At 60.3% G+C, this 18,758-nt stretch carries 13 protein-coding genes; 8 read left to right on the forward strand and 5 right to left on the reverse strand.

Annotated features, from left to right (window positions below; all coding sequences use genetic code 11):
• The first annotated feature begins 4 nt into the window (after positions 1 to 4).
• Positions 5 to 1,342 (forward strand): putative O-glycosylation ligase, exosortase A system-associated, encoded by a 1,338-nt coding sequence (locus ACEN98_RS00685; RefSeq protein ID WP_413380610.1) that lies wholly within the window; start codon positions 5 to 7, stop codon positions 1,340 to 1,342.
• On the opposite strand, the gene ACEN98_RS00690 is transcribed toward ACEN98_RS00685, so the two are convergent.
• Both ACEN98_RS00690 and ACEN98_RS00695 read right to left on the reverse strand, forming a co-directional pair.
• Complete coding sequence (locus ACEN98_RS00690; protein WP_413380612.1) at positions 1,339 to 2,583, reverse strand: pyridoxal-dependent decarboxylase, exosortase A system-associated; 1,245 nt, start codon at positions 2,581 to 2,583, stop codon at positions 1,339 to 1,341. The genes ACEN98_RS00685 and ACEN98_RS00690 overlap by 4 nt on opposite strands.
• Entirely contained in the window at positions 2,580 to 4,148 is a 1,569-nt protein-coding gene (locus ACEN98_RS00695; RefSeq protein ID WP_413385929.1) for an acyl-CoA ligase (AMP-forming), exosortase A system-associated, read from the reverse strand. Before ACEN98_RS00695 ends, ACEN98_RS00690 begins: the two co-directional genes overlap by 4 nt.
• 694 nt (positions 4,149 to 4,842) lie before the next feature.
• On the opposite strand from ACEN98_RS00695, the gene ACEN98_RS00700 reads away from it, so the two are divergent.
• Both ACEN98_RS00700 and ACEN98_RS00705 read left to right on the forward strand, forming a co-directional pair.
• The gene (locus ACEN98_RS00700) at positions 4,843 to 6,333 is read left to right on the forward strand and encodes a UbiA family prenyltransferase (protein ID WP_413380614.1); all 1,491 of its coding nucleotides are present in this window, start codon (positions 4,843 to 4,845) and stop codon (positions 6,331 to 6,333) included.
• 21 nt (positions 6,334 to 6,354) lie between these two features.
• Positions 6,355 to 6,684, forward strand: a complete 330-nt coding sequence (locus tag ACEN98_RS00705; RefSeq protein ID WP_413380615.1) for a hypothetical protein — start codon at positions 6,355 to 6,357, stop codon at positions 6,682 to 6,684.
• Between the two features lie 560 nt (positions 6,685 to 7,244).
• Here ACEN98_RS00705 and ACEN98_RS00710 read toward each other — a convergent pair.
• A complete protein-coding gene (locus ACEN98_RS00710) occupies positions 7,245 to 7,691 on the reverse strand; it encodes a hypothetical protein (RefSeq protein ID WP_413380616.1) in 447 nt (148 codons plus the stop codon).
• 350 nt (positions 7,692 to 8,041) lie between these two features.
• Positions 8,042 to 9,199, reverse strand: a complete 1,158-nt coding sequence (locus tag ACEN98_RS00715) for a hypothetical protein (protein WP_413380618.1) — start codon at positions 9,197 to 9,199, stop codon at positions 8,042 to 8,044.
• A 2,272-nt stretch (positions 9,200 to 11,471) separates the two neighbouring features.
• Here ACEN98_RS00715 and ACEN98_RS00720 point away from each other — a divergent pair.
• The 4 genes from ACEN98_RS00720 (at position 11,472) to ACEN98_RS00735 (ending at position 16,314) form a co-directional block, all read left to right on the forward strand.
• Positions 11,472 to 12,692 (forward strand): acyltransferase family protein, encoded by a 1,221-nt coding sequence (locus tag ACEN98_RS00720; RefSeq protein WP_413380620.1) that lies wholly within the window; start codon positions 11,472 to 11,474, stop codon positions 12,690 to 12,692.
• Positions 12,693 to 12,909: 217 nt separating this feature from the next.
• The gene (locus ACEN98_RS00725) at positions 12,910 to 13,959 is read left to right on the forward strand and encodes a hypothetical protein (RefSeq protein ID WP_413380622.1); all 1,050 of its coding nucleotides are present in this window, start codon (positions 12,910 to 12,912) and stop codon (positions 13,957 to 13,959) included.
• Positions 13,960 to 14,014: 55 nt separating this feature from the next.
• Entirely contained in the window at positions 14,015 to 15,247 is a 1,233-nt protein-coding gene (locus ACEN98_RS00730; protein WP_413380624.1) for a DegT/DnrJ/EryC1/StrS family aminotransferase, read from the forward strand.
• The gene (locus tag ACEN98_RS00735) at positions 15,244 to 16,314 is read left to right on the forward strand and encodes a GNAT family N-acetyltransferase (protein WP_413380626.1); all 1,071 of its coding nucleotides are present in this window, start codon (positions 15,244 to 15,246) and stop codon (positions 16,312 to 16,314) included. The genes ACEN98_RS00730 and ACEN98_RS00735 overlap by 4 nt, the downstream gene beginning before the upstream one ends.
• Here the strand turns inward: ACEN98_RS00735 and ACEN98_RS00740 are convergent.
• Positions 16,268 to 17,278 carry a polysaccharide deacetylase family protein gene (locus tag ACEN98_RS00740; RefSeq protein ID WP_413380628.1) on the reverse strand — a complete coding sequence of 337 codons (1,011 nt, stop codon included), beginning with the start codon at positions 17,276 to 17,278 and terminating at the stop codon, positions 16,268 to 16,270. The genes ACEN98_RS00735 and ACEN98_RS00740 overlap by 47 nt on opposite strands.
• 262 nt (positions 17,279 to 17,540) lie before the next feature.
• Here ACEN98_RS00740 and ACEN98_RS00745 point away from each other — a divergent pair, with 262 nt between their 5' ends.
• The gene (locus ACEN98_RS00745) at positions 17,541 to 18,680 is read left to right on the forward strand and encodes an acyltransferase family protein (RefSeq protein WP_413380631.1); all 1,140 of its coding nucleotides are present in this window, start codon (positions 17,541 to 17,543) and stop codon (positions 18,678 to 18,680) included.
• Positions 18,681 to 18,758 lie beyond the last annotated feature (78 nt).

Raw genomic sequence — 18,758 nt, forward strand, 5'->3', positions numbered from 1 at the left:
TAACATGCGCGACGTCATCCTTCTCATGGCGATGCTGGCCAGCATCCCGTTCGCACTCAAGCGCCCTATCGTGGGCGTGCTGGTGTATGCAGTCTTCAGCCTGATGAATCCGCACAGGCTGACCTATGGCTTCGCCGGTACGTTTCCGTTCGCGATGATCATGGCGGTGGTCACGCTGCTGTCCGCCCTGTTTTCGAAAGAACAGAAAAAGCTCCCGTTCACGCCGGTCGTCGTCCAGCTGACGATCGTGATCTTCTGGGTCACGCTGACGGCCGTGTTCGCGCTCAACCAGGCCGGTGCCTGGGATGAGTGGAATACCGTCATGAAGACGATGCTGATCGTCCTCCTGACGATTGCCGTCACCCGTACCGTCAACGACGCGAAGGCGCTGATCCTGACCGTCGCCGCGGCACTGGGCTTCTGGGGTTTCAAGGGCGGACTCTGGACCATCATGACGGGCGGCCATAATGGCCTGATCGGCCCGCAAGGCACCTATATCGGCGACAACAACACCCTGGCGCTGGCCATGGTGACGAGCATCCCGCTGATCGTGGCCGTATCGTCGTTCGCGCCCACCAAGTGGACGAAGCGCGCGGCCATCGTCGTGGCACTGCTCACCGGCGTATCGGTCATCGGCTCCTATTCGCGCGGCGCCCTGCTGGGCGGCACGTGCATGGCCTTGTTCCTGTGGCTGAAATCGAGTTCGAAGGTCAAGACCGGCATGCTATTCGCACTGGCGATTCCGCTGCTCATCATCGCAATGCCGTCCGCCTGGATGGACCGGATGCATTCCATCGACAACTACAAGGAAGACGCCTCCGCGCTGGGCCGCATCAACTCCTGGGGCTTCGCGATCAACGTCGCCAACCACCTGCCGCTCGGCGGCGGCTTTGCCACGTTCACGCCGCAGATCTTCCAGCTGTACGCACCCGATCCCACTGTGTTCTTTGTCGCCCACAGTATCTACTTCCAGGTACTGGGGGAGCACGGCTACTTCGGCCTGATCCTGTACCTGCTGATGTTCTTCTTCGCGTGGCGCACCGGTTCGCGCATCGTAAAAAAGTGCGGCAAGGATCCGGAACTCGCCTGGGCCGCTACGACCGCCCGGATGTGCCAGGTCAGCATCATCGGCTACATGACGGCGGGCGCGTTCCTCGCGATGGCCTATTACGACCTGCCGTACTATGTCCTGGCGATCCTCGTGTGCCTCGAGAAGGTGTTGTTCATCGCGCCGCAGCCGGACAACACGCCGCCGCTGCGCCTGCCCTTCCTGTCGCGCCGCAAGGCGCAGGCAGGCGCCGGGAAACTGGCGACGCCGACCCCAACGCCCCGCAAGCGCTAGACCAGCACTTCCAGCGGCGCCGGGTGTCCCAGGAAGGCGCCCGGACTGGCCGTGGGGCCGTAGGCGCCCGACTGGAACACGACGATCAGGTCGCCGACCTGCGCATGCGCCAGCTCCATGCGGTCGGCCAGGATGTCGAGCGGGGTGCACAGCGGCCCCGTCACGCTGGCCGGGCCGCTGTCCACGGCCGCCATGCGGTTGCCCACGGCGACCGGATAATTCTTGCGGATGACCTGCCCCAGGTTGCCGGATGCGGCCAGGTGGTGGTGCATGCCGCCGTCCGTCACGAGGAAGACTTCGCCGCGCGAGACCTTGCGGTCGACGACGCGCGCCACGTACACGCCGCATTCGCCGACGAGGTAGCGCCCCAGTTCCAGCGCCAGCCGCGCCTGCGGCAGCGCCGCGGTCAGTTTTTCGACCTCGGGCGCCAGGCGCGCGGCGATCGGCGCCACGTCGAGCCGTTCCTCGCCCGGAAAATACGGGATGCCGAAGCCGCCGCCGATGTTCACCTGGCGCACGGACACGGGCGCCGCCTCGGCCAGGCGCAGCGCGAGCGCGATGCTGCGCGCCTGCGCGTCGATGATGGCGTCGGCGCGCAGGCTCTGCGAACCGGCGAAGATGTGAAAGCCCTGGAAGTCGACGTTCAGCGTCCCCGCCAGGCGCAGCACGCGCGGCACCTCTTCGGCGTCGATGCCGAACGGCTTGGCGCCGCCACCCATCTTCATGCCGGAGGATTTCAGTTCGAAGTCGGGGTTCACGCGCAGGGCGATGCGCGGCGCGATGCCGAACGCGTCGCCGATGCGCGCGAGGGCGATCAGTTCGCGCTCCGATTCCACGTTCACGCAGACGCCGGCCGCGACGGCCTGCGCCAGCTCGTCCTCCTGCTTGGCCGGACCCGCGAAGCTGATGCGCGCCGGCGCCATGCCCGCATCCAGCGCCGTTTTCAGCTCGCCGCCGGACGCGACGTCGAGACCGTCGACGAGGCCCGCCATGTGCTGCACGAGCGCCGGCATCGGATTGGCCTTGATCGAGTAGTGCAGCAGGACGCCCTGCGGCAGCTGGGCGCGCAGGTCGCGCACGCGCTGCGTGCACAAGGCGCGGTCGTAGGCGAAGAACGGCGTGCGGCCCACGCGCTGCGCGAGCCGGGTCAGCGGAATGCCGCCGACCTGCAGGACGTCGTCGACGACGGGAAAGTGGATCTGCGGTGCGTGACGCGGTTTGTCGCGGTTACTGTCTGTCATGAGGCTTCGTTCGTGTGCAGGGTTTGGCGCAGCAAATTGCGGTCGATCTTGCCGTTCGGGTTGCGCGGCAGCGGGCCGGCGCGCAGGTCGATGCGGGCCGGGACCATGTAGGCCGGCAGGCGGCGCTTGCATTCGGCCAGCAGGGCGGCTCCGTCGATGGCCCCCTCCTCCACCGGCACGGCGATCACGGCGATCGCCTGGCCCAGTTGCGGATGGTCGATGCCGAAGGCGGCCACCTCGGCGACGAGGCCGGTCGCGTGCAGCACGGATTCGATCTCGGTGGGGCTGATGCGGTAGCCGGACACCTTGATCATGTCGTCGCTGCGGCCGATGAAATACAGGTAACCGTCGGCGTCGCGGCGCACCGTGTCGCCCGACCACACCGCGAGTTCCGGCACGGGCAGGCCCGGATCCTGGCCGGGCGCAGGGCGGAACCGCTGCGCCGTGCGCGCCGGGTCGTTCCAGTAGCCCAGCGCGACGAGCGCGCCGCGGTGCACGAGTTCACCCGGCTCGTCGGCATCGCAAGGCGTGCCGTCCGGGCGCACGACGAGGATCTCGGCGTTCGGGATCGCGCGGCCGATCGAATCGGGACGGCGCGCGACTTCCTCCGGCGGCAGGTACGTGGAGCGGAACGCTTCCGTCAAGCCGTACATCAGGAAGATCCGCGTGTCAGGCAGGATCTCGCGCAACGCCTGCACCGTCGGCACCGGCATGGCGCCGCCGGAATTCGTGATGAAGCGCAGCGTGCAACCGGCGGGCCATGCGAGGCGCGCCAGCGCGATCCACAGCGGCGGCACGGCGGCGAGGCCCGTGATGCGCTCGCGCGCGACCATCGTCACGATGTCCTTCGGGAACAGGTAGTTCATCAGCACGACACAGGCGCCGCGCAGGAAGGCCGTCGTCAGTTGCGACAGGCCGTAGTCGAAACTGAGCGGCAGCACGGCAAGCAGGCGGTCGTCGCTGCGCAGGTCCAGGTAGCTGGCCACGCTCTGCGCGCCCGCCACCATGTTCCGGTGCGACAGTACGACGCCCTTCGGCTGGCCCGTGCTGCCGGATGTGTACAGGATCGCGGCGACGTCGGTGTCGATACGGCGGTGCGGCACGGCGTCCGCGCCGGCGCGTGTCGGCCACGCCAGCACCGGCAATGCTGCCGATGCGGACACGGCGTCGCCGTCGGCCAGCAGCACGGCACGCAGGTCCGGACAACGATCCAGGACGGGTGCCAGCTGCGCGAGGCGTTCGGCCGTCGTGGCCAGCAGGCGCACGTTGCAGTCGGCGAGGATGTACGCGACCTGCTCGGGCTTGAGCAGCGGATTGACGGGCACGAAGACGCAGCCGGCGGCTGCGGCGCCGAACATGGCGGCCACGTTCTCGATACGCTTTTCCATGTACACGGCCACGCGCGCGCCGGGTTCCAGGCGTGCGTCCAGCAGCAGCGCGGCGACGGCGCGCACGTCATCGGCCAGCTGCGCATAGCTGCAGCGCCTGTCGCCGTACGCGAGCGCTTCGGCGGCGGGCGTGTGCGCCGCGGTCTCGAACAGGGAGTCGTGGATCAGGTGGTTCATCAAAGCCATGGGGTCTGCCAGCAGGCGTGATCGGGCAAATGCCAATCTTACCAGTTCGACCTACCGAGTCGTAGAGGAAGCGCTCGCATGAACCGGCGCGTCACGGCAAGGGCAAACGGCCAGCGTCAGCAGGAACAGTCGTGCAGTCTTGTGCCCGAGCGTCGCTTGAAGCCGCATCAAAGCCGTCTTGCAGACCCCCAGGTGTGTTGTTGTAAAGCCTCTTCCTGCACGTCTTGTCTACGGCACGCCCCTGATATGTTGTTAGGAATATGCGCCGTTATCCTATAGGACTAGACTTACATTTTCCCTACTGTTAGCATCTTTATATTCGTCCTTAGCAAACTGCAAAGAACGAGCCCGGACCGATATGCCCGCATCGCAGCCTCTCCTGTCCTGCCGAACCTCCTGACCGTCGAAAAACGCCTGCTACGTTCCGACGAGGTGTTCTGCGCGTGGTTGGCACCTGGAATCCGGTCACTTTGACCGCAGGGGCTGACCGGACTGATCGACGTACCGTAAAAAAATCGGTGATGTCTGCTGTCTTAGTCGGCAGTGCGATAGACAAGCGGGGCTCAAGACCCTGCAATTCCAAACACGAACTGAATATCACTGAATCAGGAAGTCATCATCACGCAATCGGTTGTGTGGGAAATTTCGAAACACTTTGACGTCGATAACTCAAGACGAACTGCATATGAAAATGCAAAGAAACTCCGAGCTCGCTACACCAGACACCAATGCAATGATTGCACGGGCTGCACCGTTGGTCGTCGACCTGGACGGCACGTTGACGCCGACGGACACACTTGTCGAGAGTGTCCTTCAGCTGATCAAACAGGCTCCGCTGAACCTCTTCCTGTTGCCCTTCTGGTTGTTGCGAGGAATAGCCTATTTCAAGGCAAAAGTCGCCGGTGCGACCACTTTTTCTGCGCGAAATCTGCCATATCGTGATGACCTCCTGCGCTTTCTTACCGAGCAAAAGGCCGACGGACGCCAGCTTGTGCTGGCCACGGCAGCCCATCAATCGATTGCCCACGCGGTCGCTACCCATATCGGGCTGTTCGATCTGGTGATCGCTTCAGACGCCAACTGCAATCTCAAGGGCGAACGTAAACTGGCGGCGATACGCGAACAGGTAGGTCACGTCTTTGTGTACGCCGGCGACAGCAAGGTCGATTTGCCGATCTGGCGTAGCGCCTATGCCGCCATACTGGTCGACGTCGGCGACAGGGTGTCGCATGCAGTCAGACAATCCGTTCCGACGGAACGGGAATTCCGCGCGGCGAAATCGCCACTGAAAACGTGGGCCAAGGCTTTGCGCGTGCATCAATGGCTGAAAAATCTGCTCATCTTCGTGCCGCTGTTGACTGCATTTTCGTTCTCAAGCACTGCGGCCGTGCTGACGGTTTTGTTGGCGTTTCTGTCGTTTTCGTTCGCTGCGTCCGCAACCTACATCGTCAACGATCTTTCGGACCTGAGCAGCGACCGCGCTCACGTCCGCAAGCGCGCGCGCCCGTTTGCCTCCTGTGCGATCAGAATCGTCGACGGCATCGGGGCCGCCATTGCGCTGATGAGCGGCGCATTCTTGCTCTCCACATTCGTGTCGCCAAGCTTTTCGCTGGTCCTGCTGACGTATGTGGTCATTACGACGGCCTATACGTGGCGCCTCAAAGAGTACGTTTTGCTCGATGTCCTGACATTGGCCGTTTTATATACCGTACGCATCGTTGCCGGTGCATTGGCCATCGGAGCCCCGATGAGCCCATGGCTACTCGCCTTTTCCGTATTCATATTCTTCAGCCTGGCGTTGGTCAAGCGCTGTTCGGAACTCGTTTCGCTTCGCTCCGCGGACATCGAAGCTGCCAAAGGGCGCGATTACCGGACTACCGATCTCGTCGTACTGTGGCCGCTGGGCGTTGCCGCAGCAATGTCGTCCGTCGTCATTTTCTGCCTGTTCGTTTCGGCGTCGGTAACGCGGGAACGCTACGCCACGCCCGAAGTGTTGTGGGTTGTCGCCCTGGGTCTGATTTACTGGCTGACACGACTGTGGATAAAGACGGCGCGCGGCGAAATGCATGACGATCCCATCGTCTACGCGCTCAAGAACCGCGGCAGTTGTCTGACCATCGCGATCTGCGTTGGCGCAATGGTGTTCGGGCATTTTGTCGAGATTTTGCCAAACTAATAGCACGATGCAGGAATTGTCATGAATATCCTCCTGATCGCCATTGGCAGCATAGCCCTGTCGGTAATGGCACAGTTTTCGTTGAAGGCCGGAATGTCGAGCGCAGTTGTTCGTGCAGCCTTGTCGAATGCCGACTACGTCCAGTCCGGCATTGCCATCTCGACCAATAAATTCGTCCTATTGGGATTCCTTTTGTATGGCGTCGGTGCGGTCGTGTGGCTGGCAGTTCTCTCAAGCTGGGAAGTCAGCAAAGCGTATCCTCTCGTTGGACTCGGGTTCGCGCTCTCGCTATCATCGGCGTCTTTCTCGGCGAACAAGTCAGCGTCCCGCGCGTATGCGGCGCGCTGCTGATCTGTACTGGCGTTTTTGTGGTAAGCCGAAGCTGAGTTAACGACTCAAATTCCCTTGGGTCGAAATCACGAATTGGGACATTGAATCATGGCTCCCAACAAGAGTTTTAATTCACGTTATTTCTGGACGCGCATCTGCTTCGCGCTTGGCCTTCTTTTGCCGACCCTTGAATTACACAGCATTCCCGGTCGCACTGGGTCAAATTTCCGCATTTTTTATAACGCGGCGCTTCGATTCGGCAACAGCGCCATGAGCTTTACCTGTCCAATTCTATAAGGACGCTTCACGGCTTCCCTGTATCCGTCGCCTGCGGTTGATGTTTTTCGTGCCGTTTTTCCCAGTCGCCGACGGACTGGAGTTACAGAGTTCTCCTGTATCTGCCCGGATTTGCATCCATGCCAATCTGGGCCAACCTCAGCGAGACTAGCGATAAAGCCGTCATCATCTCGAACCTGGGGAAATAGACTGGTGTTGCTGTCCTTGGCAGCATTCTACGCCCAACTCAATTTGTCTCTCAGCACAAGACGCTTGCGCAAATAAGTACGATCGTTATCGAGGTCCTATAAATCAATCACCAGATAGGTTGCCGAGGCGGCGAACGAGAAAGCGGTGAAAGTGGGTAGGACTGAAAACACCTTCTCGATGTCAAAGAAGCTGAAACCGGTCAACAAAGGCACAAAGAGAAGCAAATTTTTTGCCCACTGGTGCATGCGCAACGCATGCATCCACTCCGCCCGCACAGTTGCGTCACGAACGAACTCGCGCTCAACCGAGGTCAAGTTGCGCACTTGAGAGCTAACGTTGGACGAGGTGCCGGCCAAAACTGCTCCTCTGGCCTGCGCCCATATTGGCAGATCCGCCTTGCAATCGCCGGCATAGACGAAATCCTCTGGATAATGATCTCGAATCGCAGCAAGCGTCTCTATACCTTTAAGGTTTGTCTGCTCGGCAGACGCAATAACAGTATCGAATATACCGAGACGACGTGCCTTCTCAGCATGAGGCACTCAATTAGAGGCTCGCGCAGAGGCAATTGCGTTAATGAAAACTGCGCACGCTCCGCAATTCTGGATTTCAACACAGCATGGCCTATTAGAAGCCAGAAGGCATGACAAGTGCACTGAATGGACATTGTTCAATCAGCCGCACGGCAGATTCAGCTGGTATAGCAGTTGGCGTTAATGTACCGTCAATATCGACCACTAAAGGACGGTCGTCGTGTCATTGCCCTCGTAAGTCCGCGTCAGAGTGACGAGCAATGATTACTTGTTGTATAGCGTAAGGAAGTCATCGTAAATCTTGCAAATTGAACGAAAATATACGAAAGCTTGCAGAAGTTTATTGCTACCAGGTTGCATCAAACATCGGCCGTCGATAATGGTTTTTTATCACCCTCCTCAGCCTGATCCATTGCAAGACCCCGGTCCAATGGCTGCTCTACCGTACTAGCGATGAGCACGACAAATCCAACAAAGAGAAGACTCAGGTTACGCATCTCTCCAGGTGCACAAAACAGCAGAAATAAGGGAAAATTGACGATGGCCGCGATTAAAAGATGGGCTCGAACCTTCGCCGGAGAGGTCGGCCATCCCCGAAGAATTACAGCAACGATGACAAACAACGTTCCAATGAAAGCACCGCTTGGCCCAACAAAACCATAGGTTACCTCCAATTGCGCGTATGTAGTTGGCAACAAATATTTATGGAGATTGTCGAAAAATTGGAAATGTGCAGCGCCGCCCCCAGCATCGAGGTACACCCACTTCACTATTGCATTTACCAATCCCGAGATGCCGACTGCCCCTGCCAGGATCAAAATAGCGGCTTTTTTTGACGAACGCGCACGAAGGAAAGGGTAAAGAGTCGGCAGAAAAAAGAAGAACGCCTCTTTATTCAATGTCGCGGGAATTGCCATCAAACAGAGGAGCAACAATTGATTACGCAACGCTAAAAGCACTGCCGCGCTAAAAAAGAACATCTCTGCGTAATCATAGAAATACCCACCGATAGTCTGAATAAATGGGAAAGCAAGCACAAATATGACCGGTATCGACGTCGCTGTCTGCATGCTAAACTTTAGCTCAAGCAGTACCTCACGCAAAACAAACAAGCTTGCGAGACAAAGTCCGAGACATAAGTGCATTACAACAATGTAACGAAAAGCATAACTGGGTTTTACAGATGAAGTCGCTCTGGTAAACGTCCGATAGGGGCCAAGTTTGTCAACCGCATACGCTTTTACATTGGCAGGAACAATACGGTCTACAACATTTGCGACCGTCGGCAACAATATACGATAAGCGAACGGCTTGATTGCAGTGTTATCAAATACCTGCTCGATACCGTACGTAGGCGCAGAGTCGCGCAGCGCCCATTTCCCAATAAATCCCGACATGCTCGCAGTTGCAGCTATCCAGTACAGGACCAGAAGAAGGGTATATGAAACCCAGCGGGAATTGATGGCTAATCGAGTCTTATACATATCGATGAATACGTCGCCTAAACTGGTTTGCATGAGCCGCAGGCCTGATTACCACGCTCATGGCTGAAAAATACCGTCTCGAACCCGGCCAAATGGCCATCACAATGTGACGTAGAATCTCTACGCCAAGTTAACAGATCGACCGACACTTGCAAAAATAAAAACGATTTATTGTAACATGGCACCTCTACTTTCAAGCAAAAATAAGTTTACGCTGCCCCCTCAAATCAAACATCGGCCCTAGCCATTCGACAATATAAGAACGTTAAAAAATAATGTAAAATTAGCTGATTTTGAAAAATATTTGACATTAATGAATATTAGATTGTTACAAATTTTTTGCCCGACATTCGAAGGCTAGATCTTTAGGATCAGAAAATCGACAGTACCTTTATAAGATGCTTAAAAAGAGGCCCGAGAGTGCCGCAAAAGTTGACGTTGTTGCGCTATTTATAAGGCGGGAGAGAGGTAAAGACGCCACTCGCATTGAAGCGCTGGTCTTCGGAATACCCTGTCCGCTGAAGCCCGGCTGGCCAAGCAGATACGCCGCGATGGAAATTACCGATGCAATGAGCGAGGTATGGGCCCGTGTTGCAGTCGCGAAGGAGTCGACAGCAAACAGAGCACGCCGCCGGTTGGAGCGCGTTTATAAGATCGTCGCCACGGCGAGTCTGTGCAGAGCAGTCAATTGGATCGATTGGCGCCGATAGCACATCCACGATGTCGCCTATTCGCGGTTTCGCGCTAAGTCAGGCCGGAACTACGTGTTGGCAGGTGCGGCATGATGAACATGCTGCGCAGATGTCTCATAGGGTCTGATCGTGCATGACTTTAAACTCTTCTTCCATCTCGAAGCACTTTTGCGCTGACGTGTCCTTCTCGGAGGCCGAGTTTAATGTTTTCTGCCAAGCCCAGCATGAGTCAATGAGGGCCCTTTGCTGGGCGGTATGCTGTACCTCAGGCGGCGATTCGATAACCAGATCGAGTCCGCAAAGAAGCACGGCAAGCACTGCGGGTACGCAAATGTTTTGTACGTTCGTTCTTAGACGCGTACCTGTGCACGAGGGGCACTCAGTTGCGTCTTTCGCATTGGCGCTGCAATGCTTGCACGAGATGAGTTCCATGCTGCACATACATGTTGGTGAAATGCACTAATTTCTCATGTGAATGATCTGATGTCAATATTTAAGATAAGTATCTGAAGTAGAGCAGGATTTTTATAGTCGTCCTGTCACATCTCTGCTTTCGCAGCTAGAAATGGCAACCGAGATCGAGGCGTTTCAATTCCCAAATCTCAGGGCAAGTGGCAACAGACAAAGAGGATTCGCAAGGCATCGTAGCCGCCCAGGACCAGATCGGCCACTCGACGGCCGCGATGACGAAACACTATGTTCGCTATCGAAAAGGCAAGCTAGTGAAGCCGGCAAACTAACGAAAATTCTTTCGCAAAGCGGAGCATGTTAAGCACCTTCCATAGGGAGATATGAGCCAAATATCCTACGGTTTGCGGAAAGAGAAATGAGGATAAGGGATTGAATTAAAAGGTTTTGGACGTGGACTTTACAGTCTTGGGTGCGATAGTCGAGCCCGACAACCAAACACGTTCGCGCCTCTACCGCGGTCTCGGATGCGCGACGGCCATGAGGTCGCTCTGTTCGAGCAAGGAATGTGCGTTGATGGCACCACCATGGGCGTAGCCGGAGGATGAGCCTGAACGCATCAATGACCTACCAGCTCGCGCGATAAGCGGACTTGAGGTGTTCGCACGTTGCGGATGAAAGCCTGTCCTGCGTGGAGGTAAACGAGGGGCGTGTGCTAGCCGCGGTGATGCTCGAGCAGGTCGGTTGCCGCAGCGCGATTCGCCCGACAGCGCGCCACGTCTCATGAACATGCATGTATTTCCGGCGCGGAAACCTGCGGTGATCAATCGTTATGCTGGCTTGGGGGCTCGGCATAGTTTTGCATGCTCATCGCCGCCGAGTGGCTTGACGAGCCCATCACAACCGGAAGAGGCCAGGCAAGCAGACCGACACCCCATCGAACACTGCCGGATCGCGCAACTCAAACCATCCAGAGACCTGCCGACAAGGCACCGCAAACATGCGAGCGGATGGAACCCGATTAGCTCGAAAGATACGAAAAAACCTCATAGAGGCATCCGGAAGCATGATATCGCAAATTGACACAGTAAGAACGTTTATATTGCAAACTTAATAACTAATGACGTTCCTTCGACAAAACCGGTATCGTACGCACTCTTGACCAACCGGCACTGCCGGTCACGTTGACCCGCAACGGCAGAATAATGGAAAACAAAGCAACTTTTTCTCACTCGTCGAACGTGTTGCAACCGAATCTGTCGGTGTATCTGGACCTGCTCAGGTATTTTGCCGCGTTGATGGTCTATCTCTTCCACGCTGGCCACTTCTCGCACTACAAACTCCTGTTCTTCGGCACCTATGGCGGCCTGGGCGTCGCCGTGTTTTTCGTACTGTCCGGGTTCGTGATCGCGTTTTCTTCGACGGGCAAACGCCGGGACATCGTCGATTATTTCATTGCACGCTTCGCCCGCCTGTGGTCGGTCGCTCTGCCGGCAATTCTCCTCACCCTCGTCCTCGATACGGTGGGTCAATGGCTTGTGTTGTCGGCATATGCGCCGATGCAGCCGTATCCGGCCTACAAATGGATTGCGGCGTCCGGCATCACAGCGCTGTTCCTCAACGAAATCTGGTTCCTGGATATCTGGCTGGGAACGAACGGGCCGTTCTGGTCTTTGTCGTATGAATTTTGGTACTACGCGATTTTTGCGACGCTGATCTATTTCCGTGGATGGCAGCGCGTTGCCATGGCAGGTCTCGTGATGTGTATTGCCGGGCCCGGCATCATCATCGCCTTCCCGGTATGGCTGCTCGGCGTAGGTCTGTTCCATTTACTGCGCAAACACGTGTCAGCGGACAGGACTCGGCTGGGCCTTGGTGCTCTGCTTGTCTCTATCGTATGCCTCACCCTTTACGTCATGATGGGTGGATCGAAGATCTTTACCGCTCTCCCGATCGCTTACCCGCTGGCCAATCTGAAGTCATGGGGCATCAATTTCTGGCCGCAGAGCTATGTCGTGGGCTTCCTCATCGCACTGAACATCTACGGCTTCGCCCGCATGCAACGGATTTTCAGGAGCCCTTCCGAATCAACGGTACGCCTCGTCCGTACGACGGCGGAAACGAGCTTCGGCCTGTACCTCTTCCATTATCCTTTGATGTACTTCTGCAAGGCCCTCCTGGCTGTCGCCCAGGTCCCCCAAGGCATGTTCTACGTTCTGGCCATCTATATCGCTCCATTCGTTGCGGCGACATGGTTGTCCCTGAAATGCGAACCCCTGAAGTTTGTCTTGTCCAGGATCCTGAAAACGTTATTGAAAAAGGATAAGGCACAGTCGGCACACGGCAAGGACGTCCCCATCGTCCCGGACTATCCCATGGCCGCACCGCTGGCGACCAGCGACCACGAGCGACGCCTCGACATCTGACAGGTCGGCCTTCTTTCACCCCACCTCATCGACCTGTACCAGGCATGCATCTGCATGCACCCCGCATGTGTCGATATTTCGCTTTTAAATACATTTCAGCAAATTTGTTGTTTTCACACCGCACTCTCTTCATTTCATAACCGTAACTTGTGTATTTACACCGGCGTATATATGCTGAATTTAAGCAAATTTCCCTGGTGTCAATATGCGTACCCAAGTGTCCATCACCGTTGACACCGAGTTCAGCATCGCGGGCGCGTTTCGCGATCAGACGGCGTGCCCGGTCGCAGAGCAGCGGGTCTGGTGCGTGAGCGGTTACAAATCGCATGGCCTGGGCTATATGCTCGACTGCTTCGCGCAGTACGGGATCACGGCGACCTTTTTCGTCGAGGTCCTGAACCGGCATTACTTCCATCGCGACCCCATGCGCGACATCGCCGAAAAACTGCATTTGGCAGGACACGACGTGCAGTTGCACCTGCATCCATGCTGGACCGTCTTCCGGCACGAAGACTGGCGCGAACGCGCGCGCGTGCGCACGCGGCCCGGCATCGACGCCTTTTATGGCCGCGCCGAAGACGAATCGCTCAAACTGATGGAGTACGGGCTCGAGACGTTCCACACGTGGGGATTGCCGGCGCCGACGGTGTTTCGCAGCGGGAGCCTGCACCATGACGACGCGCTGTATCGCGCCCAGGCCCGCGCGGGGATTCCTTACAGTTCCCATGTCGGCGTGGCCGTGTTCGACAGCGGCGATGAGAACTATCGCCTGTACAGCGGCCGCCACGAACGCCATGGCGTGATCGAATGTCCGGTCCTGACCTTCCGCGACTGGAAGGTGCCCGGCAAGACCCACCTCAAAAGCCTGACGATCACGGGCAGCAATTTTGCCGAGACGCGCATGCTGCTGGAGCAGGCGCACCGCGAAGGCGTCGAGCAGGTCGTGATCCTCACCCATCCGTTCGAGTACGTGCACGCCTCGGACCAGCAGATGTCCCGGATGCGCCGCCATCGCGTCAACCAGCGCCGCCTGGCCCGGCTCTGCGAATTCCTGAGCGAGAACACTGACCGGTTCGCGACGGATGGCCTGTCCGCCGCCGCCGCCATGCCGATGCGCGCCGAATCGTCGCGTAACGTCCTGCTCAAGGGAAGCCTGCTGAAGGCCGTGCCGCGCATGGTCGAGCAGGCCGTCTACGACAACTACGCCATGTGGCGCCTGAAGCACCAGGACGCCGGCGCCGTGGTCGACGTCGAGGCCTGCGCCTGAGATTCCAGCGCCGTGCCGGGGGCACGGAAACGGGGCCGCATGTTATATTAAATGCATGACGTCAACAGCTCCCGTCCGCCGCGCCATTCCTCCCGTTCCCGTGCTGTCGCTTGCCGCATTCTCGGGCGGGCGCCGTGCCGCGCTGCCATCGCTGCTGGACGGGGCGGACGCGCGCCTCGTCACGAGCGGCCGCGTCGCCATCGGCCTCGCCTTGCGCGCGCTCGGCGTGGGTGACGGCGACGTCGTGCTGGTGCCCGCCTATCACAGCCCGTCGATGGTCCCGCCCGCGCATTGGTGCGGCGCCGAGGTCGCGTTCTACCGCGTGCGGCCGGACACGGCGCCGGACCTGGCCGACATCGAAGTGCACGTCGCCAGGGGACGGGTCAAGGCGATCCTCGCCACGCATTTCTTCGGCATCCCGCACGACCTCACGCTGCTCCGCGCGCTGTGCGACCGGCACGGCATCGGCCTCGTCGAAGATTGCGCCCATTGCTTCTTCGGTGCGCGCGACGGTGTCGCGGTGGGGAGCGTGGGCGACTACGCGGTCGGCAGCACGATGAAATTCTTCCCGGTCTACGAAGGCGGCTGCCTGGTCTCGCGCCGGCACCGGCTGGACGTGGCCCTGCACGGCGCCGGCGCCGGCTTCGAAATGAAGGCCGCGCTGAACGCGCTCGAAACGGCGTTCGCCTACGGCCGCCTGCCCGTGCTGCGGATGCTGCTCGCGCTGCCGCTGCGCGCGAAAAGCGCGCTGTGGGGCGCATTGAAATCACGCGGCGGCAAAAGCGGCGACAAGAGCGGCGGCACGACGGCGCCCGCGCCCGCGCTGGCGCCGTCATCGTCGGACAGCAGCTTCGAGTTCGATCCGCGCTGGACCGACAAGCGTTCGTCCTGGTTTTCGCGCGCGGTGCTGCGCGCGGTGTCGCCCGCGCGCATCGTCGCGCGGCGGCGGCGCAACTACCTCGACCTGCAGCGCGCGCTGGACGGCGTGCCCGGCTGCCGCCCGCTTTATTCAAGCCTGCCCGACGGCGCCTGTCCGTGGATGTTCCCGCTGCTCGTCGACCGGCCGCAGGCCGTGTTCGACGCCTTGCTGCGCGCCGGCGTGCCGATGACGCGCTTCGGCGCGACGCTGTGGGCCGGCGTCGACGCGAGCGTGTGCGCCAACAGCGCGGACCTGGGCCGGCGCCTGATCGCCTTCCCGTGCCACCAGGCGCTCGACGACGGCGAACGCGCGTGGCTGCACGCGCAGGTGCGCCAGGCGCTGGAAACCTGCGCGGCGGTGCCCGCATGAACTGGACTGTCGTCCCTGCGCGCGACTTCGCGCGGCACGCCCCCCGCTGGCAGCGCCTGCACGCGGCCGGCGCCGCATCGCCGCTGCTCGCTGCCGATTTCGTGCAGCCGCTGCTCGACGTGTTCGGCACGGGCCGCGAGCTGCTCGCCTGGCACGGCCGGGGCGATGATACGGACGCGATGACGATCGTGACCCCCGGCCGCCCCGGCGTGTGGAACACGTTCCAGCCCGCGCAGGCGCCCGTCGGCCTGTGGCTGCAGCGCGATACCCGTCCCGCCGACGGCCTGCTCGCGGATCTGCTGCGCGCCCTGCCCGGTCCCGCGCTGATGCTGGGCCTCACGCAGTGCGACCCGATGCTGACGGCACGCCCGGCCGGGCCGCACAGCTTCGACTACATCGAGACGGCACGCATCACGCTGCAGGGGTCCTTCGACGACTACTGGAACGCGCGCGGCAAGAACCTGCGCAACAACCTGAAAAAGCAGCGCAACCGCCTGCGCCAGGACGGCATCGCGACGCGCCTGGAGATCGTGCGCGATCCCGCGCTGATGGCCGCTGCCGTCGCCGACTACGGCCGGCTGGAGACGAGCGGCTGGAAGGCGTCCGAAGGCACCGCCGTCGCGGCCGACAACGACCAGGGCCGCTTCTACCGCGCGATGCTGGAAGCGTTCGCGCGGCGCGATGCGGCCAGCGTCTACCGCTACTGGTTCGACGGCCCGGATGGCCCGCGCCTGGCCGCGATGGACCTGTGCGTCGAAGGCGGCGGCTGCATCGTGATCCTCAAGACGGCCTATGACGAAGCACTCGGTCCGCAGCTGTCGCCGGCCCTGCTGATGCGCGAGGAAGCGACGCGCGGCCTGTTCGACGAAGGCCGGTTCGAGCGCATCGAATTCTATGGACGGGTGATGGAATGGCACACCCGCTGGACCGACGAGATCCGCACGATGTATCACCTGAACGGCTACCGCTGGCCGTGGCTCGGCCGCCTGCATGCGCTGGCGGCACGCCGCGCGGGTGACGTCAGCGCTGCGCCGCCAGCGCCTGCCGCAACTGCGACAGGCTCATGAACTCGCCGCCGACGCGGTCGCGGAACCACGCGCAGTAATCGTACACCGTCGTGATCAGGCGCTCGAGGTCCGCCTCGCAGCGCACGTACGGCGTGTGGCCCGGCATCATCGACGGGCTGTGGTACGTCAGCGAAAAGACCTGGCAGCCGCCGGCCAGCAACGCCTCGGTCAGGCGGCGCATCTCGGCGCCGGACGCCACTTCGGGGCTCAGGCGCACGCGCTCGAGCGCGCGCGAGCGCGCCAGCACGCCGCCCAGGCGCAAGCGCCGTGCCCAGCGGCGCTGGGCGAGGTCGTACAGGCGCGGCCCGACGTGGCGCAGCCAGCCGCAGTAGCCGGTCGTGACCGGCAATTCGAGCAGTTCGCGCCGCCCCGCCTGGAACCAGAACGGGTGCTCGTCGAACGTGCGGAAATCCGGGCCGCCGTCTTCCGTGAACGCGCTGTAGGGGACGACGCTCGCATCGACCTCGTAGCCGAGCGACGCGATCGACTCGGCCGTGTGCGGACCGAGGCCGTAGCGGCCGGCCTTGAATGCGAGCGGCTGGCGGCCGAACGCGTCGGCGATGGTTTCGGTCAGGAGGCGCAGCTTGTCGTATTCGAGCTGGCGCGGCAGGTTGCCGCCATACGAATTGAAATCCGACAGCGCTTCTTCGTACGGGGGCGAGACCCACGGGTGCAGGTGGGCGCCGATCTCGCAGCGCTTCGCATCGAGCAGGCGGCGCAGCGTCGCGACCGCGCCGGGCGTCGTGGCGACCGGCCAGTCGACCATGTAAGTGGGCAGGATGCCGAACTCGTCGAACACGCGCGCATGCATCAGCGGCTGGCTGGCGATCGAGGTCGTCCCGATCGCGCTGCGATTGAACGGCTGGTCCCAGGCGAATTCGCCCTCGGTGTCGACGATCACGAGCAGGACTGGACGCTGTCCGGGTGCCAGTTGTGCCGGCACATGCTGAGCTTTTGTTAACATTACTTGCGTTCTTGCGTCCCATGCCCCCGACGTTGCCACGATAAGTATGGCCGTCGGGCGTTCTTGTTGATGCCGCTAAAAATGTTGCAATCCTAGCACAACAGCTTATTGTTAAGTATCAACCGTGCGGCAATCGGAACCTGGCTGAACAAGATGATTTCATTACAACACCTGCGTAAGAATATGGCAGCTCAGGCGGCGCCCGCTGCTACACTTGCGGTCGTGGCCGCTGTACAGACAATCAACGAAAGAATCGGAATCCATGGTGCCCGCAAAAAACGAAAATCCGGTATCCGATTTCAAATTCGATGCGCTGACGTCCCTCCGGGGTATCGCTGCCCTGTGCACGGTGCTGGCGCACCTGATCGTCATCTGGGGCGACGTGTTCCCCGCTTTACAGCAGGGATCCCTGTTCCGCGATTTTGCCCTGCACACCTACCTGTTCGTGGATTTCTTTTTCGTCCTGAGCGGTTTCGTGATGAGCCATGCGTACGGCAGGCATTTCGCGGATGCCGTCAGGCCCGGCAGCTACATGCGGTTCCTGCGCGCGCGGTTCGCGCGCGTCTATCCGCTGCACCTGCTGTTGCTGCTTGTGTATGTCGGCCTGGCCACCATCGGGATCAAGCAGGCCCAGGAAAATCCTGACTGGTCGATTACCGCCCACCTGCTGCTGCACGCGATGGGATTCTTCAACCACACGACGTGGAACCAGCCTTCGTGGTCCATCAGCGTCGAGTGGTGGACGTACATCGTGTTCCCGTTTGCGATTCCGCTGGCCCGCCGTTATTTCTCGAAAACCGCGGCGGTGCTCGCCCTGCCGGTCATCCTCGGGCTGTTCGCGTTCCTGGCCATGCATTTCGGCAGCGCGAACCTGACGGTCGGTTTCGCATTCTTCCGCTGCCTGATCGGATTTTGCGCCGGCGCGTGCCTGTATGCGATCGTCCGGCACCGGCGCATGGCATCGTTCGCCGACGCTGCCGCCAACGGCGCGCTGGCCGCGGTGTTCCTGGTCCTGCTGTTCGTACCGTCGCCGTATGCCGACATGCTCGCCTTCGTGGGCTTTTGCGCGCTCGTGGTCGCGGCCAGCGTGGGAACCGGCGGCGGCCACTGGCTGCATCATCCGGTCCTGGTCTGGATCGGCGACATCTCGTATTCGATCTATCTGTGGCACAGCCTGCTGCTGCACGTGTTTGCAAAAGCCCTGGGCGCGGCCGCCCGGGCGCTGCCGTTCTTCCACAACCACCCGGTCCTGTTCTTCGTCGCCGCGCTCGTGCTGTTCGAAGCCGCCATCCTGTTGCTGGCGCACATGAGCTACCGGTTCTTTGAATTGCCGCTGAGGAACTTCTTGGGGCCAAAGAAGCATGCCGAGGCGCGCACGTTACAAGTGTTGCATTTTAGATAGCTTATCAATAGGCTATAATTTCGCGCCGGTTGTTGTCAAAGTGAAACTAAAGCCGGCCGAACAAAATTGCCGGAGAAC

This window comes from Massilia sp. CT11-137, assembly GCF_047302885.1.
GTDB lineage: Bacteria > Pseudomonadota > Gammaproteobacteria > Burkholderiales > Burkholderiaceae_D > Telluria > Telluria orientalis.